The organism is Pseudomonas sp. IT-P74, assembly GCF_949768175.1.
In the GTDB taxonomy this organism is placed as follows: Bacteria; Pseudomonadota; Gammaproteobacteria; order Pseudomonadales; family Pseudomonadaceae; genus Aquipseudomonas.
This window is the reverse complement of the sequence record NZ_CATKQD010000088.1, coordinates 58266-75849: the sequence shown is the minus strand read 5'-3', so window position 1 is coordinate 75849 and position 17584 is coordinate 58266. Positions and strand designations below refer to the sequence as shown.

Below are 17584 nucleotides of genomic sequence, written 5' to 3'. Positions count from 1 at the left end.
TCGAGAATGAAACCCCAGCACCTTGCGGTAAAGCCCATGCACGGCAATGACTAGGATAAGCACAGCTTATGTATGACGCCCTTGGTGACCTGTCACTGGATTTGCTTCGCACCTTCGAAGCGGCGGCCCGTCAGCACAGTTTTACTGCGGCGGCGGTTGAGCTGGGCACCACGCAACCGGCCATCAGCCAGCAGATCAAGCGCCTGGAAGTACAACTGGCGACCCGCCTGTTCGACCGCATTTATCGTGGCATCGAACTGACTGAGGCTGGGCAGATTCTTTTCGAGCAGGTTCAGCTCGGTTTGCAGAACATCGATGCAGGATTGAACACAATCAGCGCACAGCAACAGCACGAAGTGCTGCAGGTGGCCACGGATTTTGCCTTCGCCGCGTATTGGTTGATGCCGCGCCTGCACCGCTTTCACGCGGCCAATCCGCAGGTGGATGTCAGCCTGGTCACCAGTGAACGCAGCCATAACATGCTACGTACCGATATCGATGTGGCGGTGCTGTTCGGCGATGGCCGCTTCAAGCAGGGTGAAAGTCATTGGCTGTTCAGCGAAGAAGTGTTTCCGGTGTGTAGCCCGCAGTTGTTGAGCGAACGTTCCATGCCCTTGCCGGCCCAGGCATTGCTGGAGTTTCCGTTGTTGCACCTGCGTGGGGAACACAGCAGTAACTGGTTCGACTGGAGTGGTGTGTTCCGCGAACTGGGCATCACCTCACCCCCGGCGCCCGGGCAGTTGCGCTTCGACAATTACACTTTATTGATTCAGGCGGCGATTGGCGGCCAGGGGGTGGCCATCGGCTGGCGCCACCTTGTGGATAACTTGCTGGCGCAAGGGTTGTTGTGTCGACCGATCGGCGAAACGGTGATGTCGAGACTGGGTTACTACGTGGTTCTGCCCCAGCGCAAACGACGCGGAGCGTTGATCCAGCAGTTTGTGGATTGGTTGATGGCCGAGCAGGCCGGCAGTGCGCAATCGCTCAACGGCCTGACGCTGCCGTCCATTGCGGTTTAGCTGTCAGTGGCGATGAAGTTGACGTGCTCGCCGATGTGCAGGTTCAAGTGCAATTCATCGGCAATGCCCACGGCGGTGCGGGCCAGCCTTGCGAGTGGTTCGGTCAGTCCCGGCTCGAGGTTGCCACCGATTTGGGCAAAATGTTCGATGGTCAGCCCCGGTACCCCACGCGGTTCGTTCACCAACGTCCACTTCAAAGAACTGTTTTGCAGTGCCTCGCGGATTTCCTCGGCGGCGTGACGTTGCAAGCTGTCTTCGGATTCCGGATCGTCCAGCACGTCGAAATCACCCACCAGAAACAATCGGGCGATGTTCGCTGCCTGCATGCCATCGATTAGCGCATCCACCGCCAGCACCTGCTCGACCGGGCCCGGTACGACGGTTTTTTCCACGTGTTCGCTGTTGAACGGTAAGCCTGGAGCGTCCAGTAAGCAGATGACCACGGAGCTGCCGGCCACACTCTGCCTGACCCGTTGCGCGTCGAACAGGTCGCCAGTCTTGGTGCGCATCCCTGGACGGGGTGCCAGAGCATTGAGATCATCGAGAATCGCGATCACTTCATGCTGGCGCCGCAGCATTTCAGCCATCAGCGCACTGCCCAGGCTACTCATGGCACCATAAAGCACCACTTTCACGACGGGGGTTTCAGCATTTTTCATGGCTGGGCTTCCTGTTTTCCAGCGCCTATATGATGTTTGACCCGAAGGAACCAGCGAGGGTTCGAACAGCTTGCAGAGGGATTCAGATGCAGCAGATCACGGGTTACCACGCCCACGTCTATTTCGATGCCAGCACGATCGGGCAAGCGCGGGCCTTGTGTGAGCAGGCAGCGCAATTGTTTCCACTGAACATGGGCCGTGTGCACGAGCGCCCGGTCGGTCCGCACCCGGACTGGAGCTGCCAGCTGGCGTTCGAGCCGCAGGTGCTGGGCGACGTGCTGCCGTGGCTGGCGCTCAACCGCAAGGGCCTGGTGGTGTTTCTGCACCCGGACACCGGTGACGATTTGCTTGATCACACCGAGCACGCGATCTGGATGGGCGCCATTCGTCCGCTGGACCTGACTGTTTTTTGATCAGAGTGTTTCCTGAGCCTCCCCGGGCAAGTGTTCGTCCAGATGCAGCCATGGCAAACGGCTGTCGGTCCAGATGTGCCGCTCGGCCCGTGCTTGCTCGGGATGGTCGAGGGTGGCGATGGTCAGGTCGATACTTTCCGGGCTCAGTTGCGTCACCAGCGCAAGTTGCGCCCCACAGCGGCCGCAGAAATATCGCGCGCAGGTGGATGAAGAGTCATACCGCGACGGTGTCCCGGCCAGCCATTGAAAGTCAGATGCCGGCACGGTGATCCAGGTGGTCACGATGCCGCCGCTGACCCGTCGGCAAATCGAGCAATGGCAGTGGGCAATATCGTGCAGCGGCCCGCTGAATTGATAGCGCAGTTGCCCGCAATGGCAGCCGCCGGTGTGAAGCTCACCCATGTTCAACCTCCCGCCCTGTGTTCAGGGACTTGAAACCCGATCCGACGATCGGTTGCACATCCGGTCCTTGCTTTCATCGCCGAAAGCTGGCTGAAAGCTTCCCCGATTAGGATCGCCCCCACTACCGGCAACAGACCGGTTGGCCAATGCCAGCGTTTTATCGCTCGCACAGCCCATTTAACAACAACAATGGTGATTCTGATGTCCTCTTCTACCCGCCAGTTCGCTGTAACTCCGCCCGTACGTCTCGTGCTTTCCGTTCTGCGCTGATCCCGCCCGATCCGCTCATTCCCTAGTCGCGCTACGCCTGGAGTATTCCCATGCTGACTTTCCTTGGCTTCGCCATGGTCATCACGTTCATGTTCCTGATCATGACCAAGCGCCTTTCCGCGCTGATCGCCCTGATCATCATCCCGATCATCTTTGCCCTGTTCGGCGGTTTTTCGCCGAAGATCGGCCCGATGATGCTTGAGGGCATCACCAAGCTTGCGCCGACTGGCGTGATGCTGATGTTCGCTATCCTGTACTTTGCCCTGATGATCGACTCCGGCCTGTTCGACCCGGCCGTGCGCAAGATCCTCAAACTGGTCAAGGGCGACCCGCTGAAAGTTTCGGTCGGCACCGCCGTTCTGGCGCTCGTGGTCTCCCTCGATGGTGACGGCGCGACCACTTACATGATCTGCGTGGCCGCCATGCTGCCGCTCTACAGCCGTATCGGCATGAGCCCGCGGATCATGGCCGGCCTGATCATCCTCGCCGGTGGCGTGATGAACATGACCCCATGGGGCGGCCCGACCGCTCGCGCGGCCAGTGCGCTGCACGTGGACCCGTCCGACATCTTCGTACCGATGATTCCTGCGATGCTGGCCGGTGTGGTGGCGATCCTGGTCATTGCCTACTTCTACGGCAAGCGTGAACGTGCACGCCTGGGTGAACTGCACTTGGTGGGCGATGAAATCGACCACAGTGAAATCAGCGTTTCGCAGTTCCCGGATGCCCGTCGTCCGAACCTGATCTGGTTCAACGGCGCCCTGACGCTGGCCCTGATGGGCACTTTGATCACCGGCCTGCTGCCGTTGCCGGTGCTGTTCATGGTGGCGTTCAGTATTGCCATGATCGTCAACTATCCTTGCCTGCAACAGCAGAAGGATCGCGTCGCGGCCCACGCCGGTAGCGTGCTGGCGGTGGTCGGGTTGATCTTTGCGGCCGGTATCTTCACCGGTATCCTGACCGGCACCGGGATGGTCGACGCCATGTCGAAAAGCCTGTTGGCAGTGATTCCGGACTTCCTCGGCCCGTACCTGGCGGTGATCACGGCGCTGGTAAGCATGCCGTTCACTTTCTTCATGTCGAACGATGCATTTTATTACGGCGTGTTACCGGTTCTTGCCGAAGCCGCCAGCCATTACGGTATAACCGCGGTGGAAATGGCACGTGCCTCGATCGTCGGTCAGCCCGTCCACCTGTTGAGCCCGCTGGTTCCATCGACCTACCTGTTGGTGGCCCTGGCCGGCATCGATTTCGGTGACCACCAGCGCTTCACCCTGAAGTGGGCAGTGCTGGTTTGTATCTGCATACTGATTGCTGCACTGCTGTTGGGGACTTTCCCGGTGTTCAGTACTCTATAAGCCCAAGACTCACCACTTCGGGTCCAGGCTTCGCTGTTTGAAGCCCGGGCCCGTTGTGGTTTAACAATCGCTCAAAGGAATACACATGGAATGGCTGACCAACCCTGAAATCTGGGTTGCCTTCTTCACCCTGACCGCCCTGGAAATCGTCCTGGGTATCGATAACATCATCATGATTTCGATCCTGGTCAGCCGCATGCCCAAACACATGCAGGCGCGCACCCGGATTTTCGGTCTGGCGCTGGCCATGATCACGCGAATCCTGCTTCTGCTGTCGATCACCTGGGTCATGCGCCTGACGGCGGACCTGTTCGTAGTATTCGGCCAGGGCATTTCCGGACGCGACCTGATCCTGTTCTTCGGTGGTCTGTTCCTGCTGTGGAAAAGCTCGCAAGAGATGTACCACGCACTGGAAGGTGAAGACGAAAGCAACGACGAACCTTCGGGCAAGGGCGGCAACTTCCTCTACACCATCGTCCAGATCGCGATCATCGACATCGTGTTCTCCCTGGACTCGGTGATCACCGCTGTCGGCATGGTTTCCCACGTACCGGTCATGGTCGCGGCAATCATCGTGGCGGTACTGGTGATGATGTGGGCATCCGGCACCATCAGTGAGTTCATCGACAAGCACCCATCGCTGAAGATGCTGGCGCTGTCGTTCCTGCTGATCGTCGGTACGGTGCTGATTGCCGAATCCCTGGACGTGCACGTGCCAAAAGGCTACGTCTACTTCGCCATGGCGTTCTCGCTGGCGGTGGAAGCGATCAACATCAGGATGCGCACTGCCATCGCGAAAAAGAAGAAACAGCAGGATCCGGTAAAGCTGCGCAAGGACATTCCAGGCCAGTAACCCTGTAGGAGCGAGCTTGCTCGCGATGGACTCGAGCGCTCCGCGCTAATCTCGTAAACACGCGTTTTCGTTAACGACCATCGCGAGCAAGCTCGCTCCTACATAAAATCGGGGCTTCGGGCCCCTTTTTTCATACCTACGTGAACCAGGTTTCATGACAGTTCTGTTTCAATCCCTTCTTTGGCTATGCGATGCTGGCGCGTAGACCGTTAGCCAACTACAGCTTAAGTACAGAACGTAGAACGTCGCGCGGTACCGTCAACTTGCTCCATTGGGGCGCTACACCACAGGGGGTCATTATGCTCACCCTGCTCAATTTGCTTTCTGCCGTGGCCCTGCTGATCTGGGGCACGCACATCGTCAGAACCGGCATCCTGCGGGTCTACGGCACCAACTTGCGCCATGTCATCAGCCACAACATGACCAACCGCTGGCTGGCTTTCCTCTCCGGGATCGCCGTGACGGCGATGGTCCAGAGCAGCAACGCCACCGCCATGCTGGTCACTTCCTTTGTCGGCCAGGGCCTGATGGCGCTAACGCCGGCGTTGGTCACCATGCTCGGTGCCGATGTCGGTACGGCCCTGATGGCACGAGTGCTGACGTTCGATCTGTCGTGGTTGTCGCCCCTGCTGATTTTTGCCGGGGTGATTTTCTTTCTGTCGCGCAAGCAGACCCGACTCGGACAGATGGGCCGTGTCGCCATTGGTTTGGGGTTGATCATTCTGGCGCTGCAACTGATTGTCGAAGCCGCGCACCCGATTACCCATGCCAAAGGGGTGAAGGTGATTTTCGCCTCGCTCACCGGCGACCTCCTGCTCGACGCCCTGGTCGGCGCGCTGTTCGCGATGGTGTCCTATTCCAGCCTGGCCGCTGTGTTGCTCACCGCGACCCTGGCGGGCGCCAATGTGATCAGCCTGCCGGTGGCCATCGGGCTGGTGATCGGCGCCAATATCGGCAGCGGCATTCTCGCCTTCCTTAGCACCAGCATGCAGAACGCCGCCGGGCGCCAAGTGGCGCTGGGGAGTCTGCTGTACAAACTGATTGGTCTTTTGTTGATCATTCCGGTGCTCGATCCGCTGGTGCGCTGGCTCGATAGCCTGGATTTCAGCCCTCAGGAAATGGTCATTGGCTTTCACCTGCTCTACAACACCGCGCGTTGCCTGATCCTGCTGCCCAGCGTCGGGCCGATGGCCAGGTTTTGTGCCTGGGTGCTGCCGGAGCGTCCGCTGGCCAACGGTACGGCCAAACCCCGGCACCTTGACCCCACGGCATTGGTCACCCCCGGTCTGGCGCTGGCCAACGCGGCCCGGGAAACCCTGCGCATGGGCGACCTGATCGACAACATGCTCGAAGCGATGGTCGACGTATTGCGCGGCAAGCAGACTGCCGTCACTCAGGAAATCCGTCGCCTGACCGACGATGTCGAAGCGCTCTACAGCGCGATCAAGTTGTATCTGGCGCAAATGCCCCGGGAAGATCTCAGCGATCAGGACAGCCGGCGCTGGGCGGAAATCATCGAGCTGGCGATCAACCTGAAACTGGCCAGCGACTTGATCGAACGCATGCTGCGCAAGGTCCAGCAGCAGAAAACTTCGCAGCGCCGGTCTTTTTCCGAAGTCGGGCTGGACGAGTTGACCGGGCTGCAAACTCAGTTGATTTCCAACCTGCGGCTCGGGATGTCGGTGTTTCTCAGTGGCGACCCGGAGAGTGCCCGCCAGCTGGTGCGTGAAAAACGTCGTTTCCGCGCACAGGAACGGCGTCTGGCTCACGCTCATGTCAGCCGCCTGCAACGTAAAATCGTGCAAAGTATCGAAACCAGTTCGTTACACCTGGAGCTGATCGCCGACATGAAGCGTCTCAATTCGCTGTTTTGCAGCAGTGCCTACGTGGTGCTGGAAACATCGGACACCGGTGCGCTGGTGGTCGACGATTTGAGCGACATCACACATTCACCCTGAACGTCCACGGTTACCTGAAGTCTGTTGAACTTAGCTAGCCGTACGGAAGCTTGTTATGCGTTGTTTGTTGTTCGCCTGCCTTTTGCTTGGTTCATTCCCGTCATTCGCCCTGGATCGTTTCCAGGTCGAGGGCTATACCCTGCGCAACGGTTTGCAGTTGCTGCTCAAACCCGGCACTGACCGCGGGCATGTGGCGATCCGGCTGGTGGTCGGCGTTGGCCTGGACGATTTCAAGTGCCAGGAAAAGGAGCTGCCGCATCTGCTGGAACACCTGTTGTTCAGCGGTATCGACGCCAGCGGCGAAGGCGGACTGGAAGAAAGCATGCAGGCTCTTGGCGGCGAGTGGAACGCGTTCACCAGCAATGCCGATACGACCTTCGTCATCGAAGCCCCGGCGAAAAACCAGCGCAAGGTGCTTGACCTGCTGCTGGCGTTGCTGACCCAGACCCGCTTCGACGACAACGCTATCAACGCGGCCAAGCAAGTGGTCGAACGTGAAGACGGCGGCCACTACTCGCACCTGCAACGCTGGCTCGATCGTCAGGACCTGGGCCACACGGCCAGCAAACAACTGGCCGTGGAATTGGGCCTCAAATGCCCGGAGCGTGCGCAAGTCGATGACCTGACCCGTGAACAACTGGAGCAGGTGCGCAAGGACTGGTATGCGCCGAACAACATGACCCTGATCGTGGTCGGCGACCTCGACAAGTTGCTTCCGGCCTATCTGGAGCGGGCGTATGGTGCGCTGGAAGCGATTACGCCTGGCGAGCACCCGCCGCTGCCGCAAATCCAGGCCAGCGCCGCCCATGAGCGCACCTTGACCCACGGGCTGGTCGACAACGGCGCCAAGTTGCACTGGCTGGTGCCGGAGCCGGTACTGGAGGATGGGCACGACCAAACCTTCGATTTGCTCAAGGACTACCTGGATTGGGCGCTCTATCGCCAGCTGCGCCTGGCTCACGGTTTGTCCTACGGCCCGTGGGCGGAACGTGAAGTGTTCGGCGGCGTGGGTTTCATGAGCCTCAATGCCGACCTTGAACGCGACGACGTGGCCGATGCCGAACAAGTACTCGAGGACCTGAAGGCCGGATTGCTCAAGGACGGCCTCAATGCCGACACCTTCAACCGCCTCAAGCAGGCAGCGATTGCCCGCCAGGCCTGGGCCGTACAAGGCAACAGCGCGTTGGCCGACTACTACTGGAGCGCCATCGGCAACTACGAGGACGGCCGCTTTACCAACCCGGCCCGTGAGCTGCAGGGGGTGACCCTGGAAGAAGCGAACAAGGCCGTGCGTGAATTGCTCCTGCAACCAGGGTATTTGCGGATCGAGAGGGCGTTGTTCAGTTATGACCAGTTGATGTGGTTGGTGGTCGGTGGGGCGGGCTTGATCGTGTTGATGCTGGTGGGCTGGCGTTTGCATCGCAGGAAGTAACCATTCCATGTGACAACGGCCTGAGAGGCCTTGCCGGTTACCTGTGGGAGCGTAACTGACCGTGAACCCTCGCCACAGCGCCGCACCAGCGGTACCCTGTCGAGGTTTTTTCCTACGACGACTGTGAAACCGCCGAATGCAAAACCTGACCCTTTTCGTACAGCGCATCCTCGAATTGATGAAGCGCTACCCTGGGGTCATTGCGCTCTGTGGTTTCATCTCCGGGGTGGGCAGTTTCATTCTGGTCGATCGCCAGCAAGGCCTGGCGAGCTGGATCACCACCATCATGCTGATCAGCTGGATCTGGCTGATGCTGGAAAACAGCCTGACCAAGCTGTTCGCGCGCATATTCAAGCGCGAAATACCAGAACCCTTGCTGCGTTACGCAACGCAGATGATCCATCAGGAAAGCCTGTTCTTTGTCCTGCCGTTCTTCTTCATCACCACGACGTGGAACAGCGGCCAGTTGTTTTTCACCGGGCTGCTGGGCGTTGCGGCGCTGATTTCGATCATCGACCCGCTCTACTACAAGTGGCTGGCTCCACGGCGTTGGGCGTTTCTGGCCCTGCACACCCTGACCCTGTTCGCCGCGCTGCTCACCGCGTTGCCAGTGATCATGCACCTGACCACCGCGCAAAGCTTCAAATGGGCACTGGGTATCTCGGTGCTGTTGTCGTTCCCGAGCCTGGCGTCGATCTTCCCGATTCGTACCCTGCGCAATGCGCTGGCGATATTGAGTATCACCCTGGGCATCGGCGCCGTTGGTTGGACGCTGCGTTCGTGGGTGCCACCGGCGACGCTGTGGATGACCGACGTGGCCATCAGCACGCAAATGCAGGACCGCACGCCTGGCGCCAGCCTCGACGAAGTCAGTGCCGAGCAGATTCGCAATGGCGGGCTCTACGCCTACACCGCGATCAACGCTCCACGTGGCCTGGGCGAACGGATTTATCATGTCTGGCAGTTCAACGGTAAAGAGGTCGACCGCATCCCCCTGGATATTCGTGGCGGACGCAAGGAAGGTTACCGGGCCTGGACCCACAAGCAGAACTTCCCGGGCAACCCGGCCGGCAAATGGCAGGTTCGGGTGTTGACCGAAGATGGCCAGGTCATCGGCGTGCTGCGTTTCAAAGTCACGGACAGCACAGCGATCAAAGAAAAGTAGTCCGGTTCGTGCTATTACGTAGGCTGCGTAATCACTGAACAAGCACGGAGCTTATGATCAGCAGCACGATGGCCGGCAACGCCCGATTGGACACGTCGATTACCCCTGCGCTGTTGCGGGTGACGGGCGACTGGACGCTTGCCCATTACGCGGACCTCAAGCTGTTGAGCGAAAAACTCCACGGCCAGTACGACGCCAACACCCCCCTCGACCTCAATGGCCTCGGCGCCCTCGACACCGCCGGCGCTTCGCTGTTGGTCGAACTGCTCGGCTCCGAGCGCCTCGGTCGTTCCGCCGAACATCCTGATTGCACACTCTGCGCTGCCGATCGGGCGTTGCTGCAAACCGTCTACTGCTCGTTGACCGACTTCTGCGTACCGATCAAGGAACCGGAAGTCAGCGTTTCCATTCAGTTGCTGACCCGTATAGGCCGCGCGGTGGACACCGTCTGGCAGGACACCCTGCAACTGCTGGGTTTCGTCGGCCTGATCATCGAAACCATCGTCCGCGGCCTGTTCCGTCCCAAGTGCTGGCGCGTCACGCCGATGATCGCCCATATCGAACAGACCGGTCTCGACGCCGCCCCCATCGTTGCGTTACTGACTTTTCTGGTGGGCGCCGTGGTGGCGTTTCTCGGGTCGACGGTGTTGGCCACGTTTGGCGCCACCGTCTTCACCGTGGACCTGGTGGGGTTTGCCTTCCTGCGCGAGTTCGGTGTGTTGCTGACCGCGATCCTGATGGCCGGACGCACCGCCAGTGCGTTCACGGCGCAAATCGGTTCGATGAAGGCCAACGAGGAGATCGACGCCATCCGCACCCTGGGCCTCGACCCTGTGGAGTTGCTGGTGGTGCCGCGGGTCCTGGCGTTGCTGATCTCCCTGCCGATGCTGACCTTCCTGGCGATGCTGTCGGGGATTATCGGTGGTGCCGTGGTCTGCGCGGTGGCGCTGGATATCTCTCCGGCGATGTTCCTGTCGCTGTTGCAATCGGACATCGGCGTTCAGCACTTTCTGGTGGGTATCGTCAAAGCGCCGGTGTTCGCCTTCCTCATCGCCGCCATCGGTTGCCTGGAAGGCTTCAAGGTCAGTGGCAGCGCTGAGTCTGTGGGCGCGCACACCACGTCGAGTGTGGTGCAGTCAATTTTCGTGGTGATCGTGATGGATGCGATCGCCGCGATGTTTTTCATGGAGATGGGGTGGTGAGTCGTATCCCTCGAGCGCCCTGCGAGGCGGTGATTGAAGTCCGTGGGCTGTGCAACCGTTTTGGAAGCCAGAGCGTGCACGAAAACCTTGATCTGGACTTGTACAAGGGCGAGATCCTCGCCGTGGTCGGCGGCTCCGGCAGCGGCAAATCGGTGCTGCTGCGCAGCATTGTCGGGTTGCGCCAGCCCAGCGAAGGCGTAGTGAAAGTCTTCGGGAAAAACCTGCCGACCTTGTCCGAACATGAGCGTTCGCTGGTGGAGCGGCGATTCGGCGTGCTGTTCCAGAAAGGCGCGTTGTTCTCTTCACTGACCGTGACCGAGAACGTTGCCCTGCCGCTGATCGAACACGCCGGCTTGAGCCGCAACGACGCCGAGCACCTGGCAGCGGTGAAAATGGCCCTGGCCGGGTTGCCGCTGTCGGCTGCGCAGAAGTACCCCGCGTCGCTGTCCGGCGGCATGATCAAGCGCGCCGCGCTGGCCAGGGCGTTGGCGCTGGACCCGGACATCCTGTTTCTCGACGAGCCCACCGCGGGTCTCGACCCGATTGGTGCCGCCGCGTTCGACCAATTGATCCTGACCCTGCGCGATGCCCTGGGCCTGAGTGTCTTTCTGGTGACCCACGACCTCGACACGCTCTACACCATCACCGACCGGGTGGCGGTGCTGGCGCAGAAAAAGGTGCTGGTGGCGGACGCCATCGACAAGGTATCGGAAACCAACGATGCGTGGATTCACGAATACTTCCATGGCCCTCGCGGCCGCGCGGCATTGACAGCCGCCCAACAGCTCAAAGAGGTCTGACATGGAAACCCGAGCCCATCATGTATTGATCGGCCTGTTCACCGTGATTGTGGTGACGGCCGCGCTGCTGTTCGGCCTGTGGCTGGCCAAGTCCAGTGTCGACACCGAGTTCAAGGACTACGAGGTCGTGTTCAACGAGGCGGTCAGCGGATTGTCCAAGGGCAGTTCGGTGCAGTACAGCGGGATCAAGGTCGGCGACGTGATCTCGCTGCGCCTGGACCCGAAAGACCCGCGCCGGGTGCTGGCGCGAATTCGCCTGGCCGGCGATACGCCGGTCAAGGAAGACACCAATGCCAAGTTGGCCCTGACCGGGGTCACCGGGACTTCGATCATCCAGCTCAGTGGCGGCACACCACAGAGCCCGACGCTCAAGGGCAAGGACGGCAACCTGCCGACCATAGTCGCCTCGCCCTCGCCCATTGCCCGACTGCTCAATGACAGCGAAGACCTGATGGCCGGGGTGACCACGCTGATGCATAACGCCAACCTGATGTTCTCCACGGAAAACATCGAGCGCATCAGCAATACCCTGGAGCATCTGGAACAAACCACCGGGACCATTGCCGAGCAGCGCGGCGATATCCGCCAGGCCATGCAGCAACTGGCCTCGGTGGGCAAGCAGGCCAACACCATGCTGGAGCAGACCACGGCGCTGATGAGCAATGCCAACGGGCTGCTCAACGAGCATGGCAAGGAAGCGCTGGGCAGCGCCGAGCAGGCGATGAAGTCGCTGCAGGAGAGCAGTGCCACCCTCAACAAACTGATCACCGCCAATCAGGACTCGCTCAACAGCGGCATGCAAGGCCTCAATGGCCTGGGCCCGGCCGTGCACGAGATGCGCGAAACCTTGAGTTCGTTGCGTACCATTACCACACGCCTGGAAGCCAACCCCAGCGGTTACCTGCTGGGCAGTGACAAGACCAAGGAATTCACGCCATGAAGCTGATTCGGATTGCCCTCCTCGCTGGCTTCACGCTGATCAGTTCGTGCTCGATCCTGCCCAAGCCCGAGCCCTTCGAGGTCTATCGATTGCCGTCGGCCCAGAGCGTATCGGCCAACCATGGCACGCCACAGCGCTGGTCGCTGCGCCTGAGCACATTCCAGTCCAGCGAAGCGTTGAACAGTCCGAACATCGCAGTGATTCCCCAGGGCGATGTGATCAGCCACTACAAGGGTTCACGCTGGAGCGACCCGGCGCCGGTGCTAATGCGCAATCGCCTGCTGGAAGGTTTCCAGCATGACGGACGGGTGCCGTTGCTGAGCACCGATGACAGCATTTTCCAGACCGATCTTGAATTGGGTGGCAGCCTGCTGGCGTTCCAGACTGAATATCAGGGTAAGAACGCCAGCGCGGTCGTGCGTCTGGATGCATTGCTGGTGCGCAGTTATGACCAGCGCATCCTTGCCAGCCGCCGTTTTGAAGTGCGCCAGCCTTTGAGCGATGTGCAGGTTCCGGCGGTGGTGGTCGGGTTCGGTCAGGCGAACGATCAGTTGACCACGCAGGTGGTGAACTGGGCGGTTGAGCAAGGGCAGAAATTGGCGCCGCCACCCAGACCTTGAATACTTACGCAGTCCACCTGTGGGAGCGAGCCTGCTCGCGATAGCGGTATGTCAGACACATTGATTTTGAATGTGCAGCCGCCTTCGCGAGCAGGCTCGCTCCCACAGGGGTAAAGCTGTATCAGCTCTGCAAAAACGCCTGATGCAGCTCAGCCAGCGTTTCAAAATGATACGCCGGCGCTTCGGCACTCAACTCTTCATGGCTGCCGAACCCGTAACCCACTGCCGCCGCGTCCAGGCCATTGCTACGCGCGCCGATCAGGTCGTGCTTGCGGTCGCCGATCATCAAGATGTTGGCCGGGTCCAGGTTTTCTTCCGCAATCAGGTGAGCGATCAGCTCGACCTTATTGGTTCGGGTTCCATCCAGTTCGCTGCCGTAAATCACTTTGAAGTGTTTGGCAAAGTCGAAATGCCGGGCGATTTCCCGGGCGAACACCCACGGTTTCGAAGTGGCGATGTACAGCTGCCGACCTTGTTCGCTCAGTGTTTCCAGCAGCGGCGTGACGCCATCGAACACACGGTTTTCGTAGAGGCCGGTGACCTTGAAGCGCTCGCGGTAGAAGTTCACCGCCTCCCAGGCCCTGGCTTCATCGAAGCCATAGAACTGCATGAACGCCTGCAGCAGCGGTGGGCCGATGAAGTGTTCGAGCTTGGTCAGGTCCGGTTCATCGATACCCAGTTTGCCCAAGGCGAACTGGATCGAACGGGTGATGCCCTCGCGCGGGTCGGTCAGGGTGCCATCGAGGTCGAACAAAACGGTTTGGTAATGCATGTCGAATCCTGAATAAGGGGGCCGGGTCAAAGCTGGTCGTAGCCTTCGGCCAGATGCAGGTCCTTGAGCTTCACGTAGTTCGCCGCGCTGTAGGTGAAAAAGGCGCGCTCTTTGTCAGTCAGCGGGCGGATCTGCTTCACCGGGCTGCCCACATACAGGAAGCCGCTTTGCAGATGCTTGCCCGGCGGCACCAGGCTGCCGGCACCGATGATCACATCATCGTCGACCACCGCGCCGTCCATGACGATGCTGCCCATGCCGATCAATACCCGGTTGCCTACCGAACAACCATGCAGCATGACCTTGTGGGCGATGGTCACATCATCGCCGATCAGCAACGGATAGCCGTCCGGGTTGAACGGCCCGGCGTGGGTGATGTGCAACACGCAGCCATCCTGCACGCTGGTGCGCGCGCCAATGCGGATGCGGTGCATGTCGCCGCGGATCACTGTCAGCGGCCAGACCGAGCTGTCTTCGCCAATTTCAACGTCGCCGATCACCACTGCCGAGCCGTCGACAAAAGCGCCCTTACCCAGCAGCGGCGTGTGGTTCTGATACTTGCGAAGGTTCACGATAGGGTTTCTCTCTGTTGCTGATAGCTGCGGTGAACGTCGATTGTAATTAAGATGGCTGCATGTTTCTCCAGCCAAGGTATCAACCGTGAGCGTGAACAACCCTCTTTTGCAGTCCTATGACCTGCCGCCGTTCTCCGCCATCCGCGCCGAACACGTACAACCGGCCATTGAACAGATCCTGGCTGACAACCGTGCCGCTATCGCCGAGATCCTCAAGACCCAGGTCAAACAGCCAACGTGGGCTGGCCTGGTGCTGGCGATGGACGAGCTCAACGACCGCCTGGGCGCTGCCTGGAGCCCGGTCAGCCACCTCAATGCCGTGTGCAACAGCGTTGAACTGCGTGAAGCCTACGAGTCTTGCCTGCCAGCCTTGAGCGCCTACTCCACCGAATTGGGCCAGAACCGCGAACTGTTCCAGGCTTTCGAAGCCCTGGCCTGCAGCCCGGAAGCCGCTGGTTTCGACGTGGCGCAGAAAACTATCCTGGAACACTCCCTGCGTGACTTCCGTCTGTCGGGTATCGACCTGCCGGAAGCCGAACAGAAGCGTTACGCCGAAGTGCAGAGCAAGCTGTCCGAACTGGGCAGCCGTTTCTCCAACCAGCTGCTCGATGCCACTCAGGCGTGGACCAAGCACATCACCGATGAAGCCGCCCTCGCCGGCCTGACCGACTCGGCCAAGGCGCAAATGGCCGCCGCGGCCCAGGCCAAGGATCTGGACGGCTGGCTGATCACCCTGGAATTTCCGAGCTATTACGCGGTGATGACCTACGCCCAGGACCGTGCACTGCGTGAAGAAGTCTACGCCGCCTACTGCACCCGCGCGTCGGACCAGGGGCCGAATGCCGGCCAGAACGACAATGGCCCGGTCATGGAAGAAATCCTCGACCTGCGTCAGGAACTGGCCAAGTTGCTGGGTTTCAGCAGTTTTTCCGAGCTGAGCCTGGCGACCAAAATGGCCGAGTCCAGCGATCAGGTGCTGAGCTTCCTGCGCGACCTGGCCAAGCGCAGCAAGCCGTTCGCCGTCCAGGATCTGGAACAGCTCAAGGCTTATGCCGCCGAACAGGGTTGCCCGGATCTGCAAAGCTGGGACAGCGGTTTCTACGGCGAAAAACTCCGTGAACAGCGCTACAGCGTGGCCCAGGAAGCCCTGCGCGCCTACTTCCCGATCGACAAGGTGCTCAGCGGCCTGTTCGCCATCGTCCAGCGTCTGTACGGCATCGAGATTGCCGAGCAGAAAGGTTTCGACACTTGGCACCCGGATGTCCGCCTGTTCGAGATCAAGGAAAACGGCCAGCACGTCGGCCGCTTCTTCTTCGACCTCTACGCCCGCGCCAACAAGCGTGGCGGTGCATGGATGGACGGCGCACGCGACCGTCGTCGCACCGCTGGTGGTGTATTGCAAAGCCCGGTGGCCAACCTGGTGTGCAATTTCACCCCGGCCGACAGCGGCAAGCCTGCGCTGCTGACCCACGACGAAGTCACCACCCTGTTCCACGAGTTCGGTCACGGCCTGCATCACCTGCTGACCCGCGTCGAGCATGCTGGCGTGTCCGGCATCAACGGCGTGGCCTGGGATGCGGTCGAGCTGCCGAGCCAGTTCATGGAGAACTGGTGCTGGGAGCCTGAAGGCCTGGCGCTGATTTCCGGTCACTATGAATCCGGAGAACCGCTGCCGCAGGACCTGCTTGGGAAAATGCTTGCGGCGAAAAACTTCCAGTCCGGCCTGATGATGGTTCGCCAACTGGAGTTCTCGCTGTTCGACTTCGAACTGCACGCCACCCACGGCGACGGCCGCAGCGTGCTGCAAGTGCTCGAAGGCGTGCGCGACGAGGTTTCGGTGATGCGTCCACCCGCCTACAACCGTTTCCCCAACAGCTTTGCGCACATCTTCGCTGGCGGTTACGCCGCGGGTTACTACAGCTACAAATGGGCTGAAGTGTTGTCCGCCGATGCGTTCTCGAAGTTCGAAGAAGAAGGCGTGCTCAACGCCGACACCGGTCGTGCGTTCCGCGAAGCAATCCTGGCCCGTGGCGGCTCCCAGGAGCCGATGGTGCTGTTCGTCGACTTCCGTGGTCGTGAGCCATCAATTGACGCACTCTTGCGCCACAGCGGCCTGAGTGAGGACGCGGCAGCATGAGTGAGGGGCCTGTGATTACGAAAAAACGCTTTATCGCCGGGGCGGTCTGCCCTGCATGCAGCGAGCCGGACAAGTTGATGATGTGGAGCGAAGATCAGGTCCCGCACCGAGAGTGCGTGGCCTGCGGTTACTCCGACACACTCAATGAGCAAGGGCTGTCGGTGCCCAAGGAGTTGGGTACGCGGGTTAATACCAGCGCAATCAAACCCGCCGACACCAAGGTCCAGGCGGTCCAGTTTTTCCCGAATCCGAAACTGAAGAAAAAGCCTGACGAACAACACTGAGTGAAAAAAACCCCCGTTGCGCAATGCAACGGGGGCTTTCTTTATTCGATATGAGCGGACTTGAACCAGCTCTTCATTGAACACGCGGCGAACGGGCTGGTGCTGCAATCGCCATTGGCCAAGGCGGTGCGCAGTTTTTCCACGTCGGCCTGCATCATGTAGCGAATGCCGTCCTTGAAGTGGGTGCTGTCACCAAAGCCGCCCTGGGTCATTTCGTTCAGGGCCTCCTCCTTGGTCCAGCCCTGGATGACAACCCGGTACATGGCTGCCATCAGGCCGGTACGGTCGGAACCGTGTTTGCAGTGCATCAGCACCGGGCCTTTGGCTTCAGCAGACTGAATGGCGTGCAAGGCCTTGAGCACATCGGCGTCATCGACATGGTTGGTGCGATAAGGCAGTTGTACTTGCGTGATGCCTGGCGTGGACAACCAACTGGAGTCTGCTTCGGGCAGGAAGTTGATCACTGTGCCCACCTTGAGTTTCTCCAGCAGCGGCACCGCGCCCTTGTCCGGCAAGGCACTGCGATAGAGCGTCGGCGACATCTGGAAGAGGTTGTATTGCTTCTGGACCGGTTGAGCCCAGTCTGCCGGACGCTGCATCACACCGTCGTCAGCAAGTGCCGGTGTCAGGTTAACGAGTGCAACCAGCGACAGGCATATTGCAGATAAAAAACGTGGAAAAGGCATGCTTGAGCGACCGTTCAGAAAGGGACGGGAAGAGGGTGG

General features: G+C 60.1%; 18 protein-coding genes. 13 read left to right on the top strand and 5 right to left on the bottom strand.

From position 1 onward, the window contains the following. Positions 1-68 precede the first annotated feature (68 nt). A complete protein-coding gene (locus tag ACM6J5_RS26375; protein ID WP_095943012.1) occupies positions 69-1019 on the top strand; it encodes a choline sulfate utilization transcriptional regulator in 951 nt (316 codons plus the stop codon). Here ACM6J5_RS26375 and ACM6J5_RS26370 read toward each other — a convergent pair. Then, positions 1016-1678, bottom strand: coding sequence for an NAD(P)-dependent oxidoreductase (locus ACM6J5_RS26370; protein WP_095943011.1), 663 nt, complete (start codon positions 1676-1678; stop codon positions 1016-1018). The genes ACM6J5_RS26375 and ACM6J5_RS26370 overlap by 4 nt on opposite strands. Before the next feature lie 86 nt (positions 1679-1764). On the opposite strand from ACM6J5_RS26370, the gene ACM6J5_RS26365 reads away from it, so the two are divergent. Continuing rightward, a complete protein-coding gene (locus ACM6J5_RS26365; RefSeq protein WP_095943010.1) occupies positions 1765-2091 on the top strand; it encodes a DOPA 4,5-dioxygenase family protein in 327 nt (108 codons plus the stop codon). Here ACM6J5_RS26365 and ACM6J5_RS26360 read toward each other — a convergent pair whose 3' ends face one another. Further along, positions 2092-2493: a GFA family protein gene (locus ACM6J5_RS26360; protein ID WP_095943009.1), complete on the bottom strand. Its 402-nt coding sequence runs from the start codon at positions 2491-2493 to the stop codon at positions 2092-2094. 320 nt (positions 2494-2813) lie between these two features. On the opposite strand from ACM6J5_RS26360, the gene ACM6J5_RS26355 reads away from it, so the two are divergent. The 9 genes from ACM6J5_RS26355 (at position 2814) to ACM6J5_RS26315 (ending at position 13091) form a co-directional block, all read left to right on the top strand. After that, the gene (locus tag ACM6J5_RS26355; protein WP_095943008.1) at positions 2814-4121 is read left to right on the top strand and encodes a CitMHS family transporter; all 1308 of its coding nucleotides are present in this window, start codon (positions 2814-2816) and stop codon (positions 4119-4121) included. Between the two features lie 85 nt (positions 4122-4206). Continuing rightward, the gene (locus tag ACM6J5_RS26350) at positions 4207-4974 is read left to right on the top strand and encodes a TerC family protein (protein WP_095943007.1); all 768 of its coding nucleotides are present in this window, start codon (positions 4207-4209) and stop codon (positions 4972-4974) included. Between the two features lie 299 nt (positions 4975-5273). Further along, positions 5274-6932 carry a Na/Pi cotransporter family protein gene (locus ACM6J5_RS26345; protein ID WP_095943006.1) on the top strand — a complete coding sequence of 553 codons (1659 nt, stop codon included), beginning with the start codon at positions 5274-5276 and terminating at the stop codon, positions 6930-6932. A gap of 55 nt (positions 6933-6987) precedes the next feature. Beyond that, positions 6988-8364, top strand: a complete 1377-nt coding sequence (locus tag ACM6J5_RS26340) for a M16 family metallopeptidase (RefSeq protein WP_414929630.1) — start codon at positions 6988-6990, stop codon at positions 8362-8364. Between the two features lie 136 nt (positions 8365-8500). Beyond that, entirely contained in the window at positions 8501-9529 is a 1029-nt protein-coding gene (locus ACM6J5_RS26335) for a DUF5924 family protein (RefSeq protein WP_150671884.1), read from the top strand. Between the two features lie 53 nt (positions 9530-9582). Beyond that, positions 9583-10731, top strand: coding sequence for an MlaE family ABC transporter permease (locus ACM6J5_RS26330; protein WP_150671883.1), 1149 nt, complete (start codon positions 9583-9585; stop codon positions 10729-10731). Further along, a complete protein-coding gene (locus ACM6J5_RS26325; protein ID WP_095943002.1) occupies positions 10728-11531 on the top strand; it encodes an ABC transporter ATP-binding protein in 804 nt (267 codons plus the stop codon). The genes ACM6J5_RS26330 and ACM6J5_RS26325 overlap by 4 nt, the downstream gene beginning before the upstream one ends. Position 11532: 1 nt before the next feature. Further along, positions 11533-12471, top strand: a complete 939-nt coding sequence (locus ACM6J5_RS26320) for an MlaD family protein (RefSeq protein ID WP_095943001.1) — start codon at positions 11533-11535, stop codon at positions 12469-12471. Further along, positions 12468-13091, top strand: coding sequence for an ABC-type transport auxiliary lipoprotein family protein (locus tag ACM6J5_RS26315; protein WP_414929629.1), 624 nt, complete (start codon positions 12468-12470; stop codon positions 13089-13091). The genes ACM6J5_RS26320 and ACM6J5_RS26315 overlap by 4 nt, the downstream gene beginning before the upstream one ends. Before the next feature lie 121 nt (positions 13092-13212). Here ACM6J5_RS26315 and ACM6J5_RS26310 read toward each other — a convergent pair whose 3' ends face one another. Together ACM6J5_RS26310 and ACM6J5_RS26305 are read right to left on the bottom strand one after the other, a co-directional pair. Then, positions 13213-13863 carry an HAD family hydrolase gene (locus tag ACM6J5_RS26310; RefSeq protein WP_095942999.1) on the bottom strand — a complete coding sequence of 217 codons (651 nt, stop codon included), beginning with the start codon at positions 13861-13863 and terminating at the stop codon, positions 13213-13215. 26 nt (positions 13864-13889) lie between these two features. Continuing rightward, positions 13890-14435: a gamma carbonic anhydrase family protein gene (locus ACM6J5_RS26305; protein WP_095942998.1), complete on the bottom strand. Its 546-nt coding sequence runs from the start codon at positions 14433-14435 to the stop codon at positions 13890-13892. 88 nt (positions 14436-14523) lie between these two features. Here ACM6J5_RS26305 and prlC point away from each other — a divergent pair, with 88 nt between their 5' ends. Together prlC and ACM6J5_RS26295 are read left to right on the top strand one after the other, a co-directional pair. Then, positions 14524-16575, top strand: a complete 2052-nt coding sequence (gene prlC, locus ACM6J5_RS26300; protein ID WP_414929628.1) for an oligopeptidase A — start codon at positions 14524-14526, stop codon at positions 16573-16575. Then, complete coding sequence (locus tag ACM6J5_RS26295; protein ID WP_414929627.1) at positions 16572-16859, top strand: YheV family putative zinc ribbon protein; 288 nt, start codon at positions 16572-16574, stop codon at positions 16857-16859. Before prlC ends, ACM6J5_RS26295 begins: the two co-directional genes overlap by 4 nt. A gap of 41 nt (positions 16860-16900) precedes the next feature. Here the strand turns inward: ACM6J5_RS26295 and ACM6J5_RS26290 are convergent, their stop codons facing one another. Next, positions 16901-17545 (bottom strand): dual specificity protein phosphatase family protein, encoded by a 645-nt coding sequence (locus ACM6J5_RS26290; protein WP_414929626.1) that lies wholly within the window; start codon positions 17543-17545, stop codon positions 16901-16903. Positions 17546-17584: the final 39 nt, after the last annotated feature.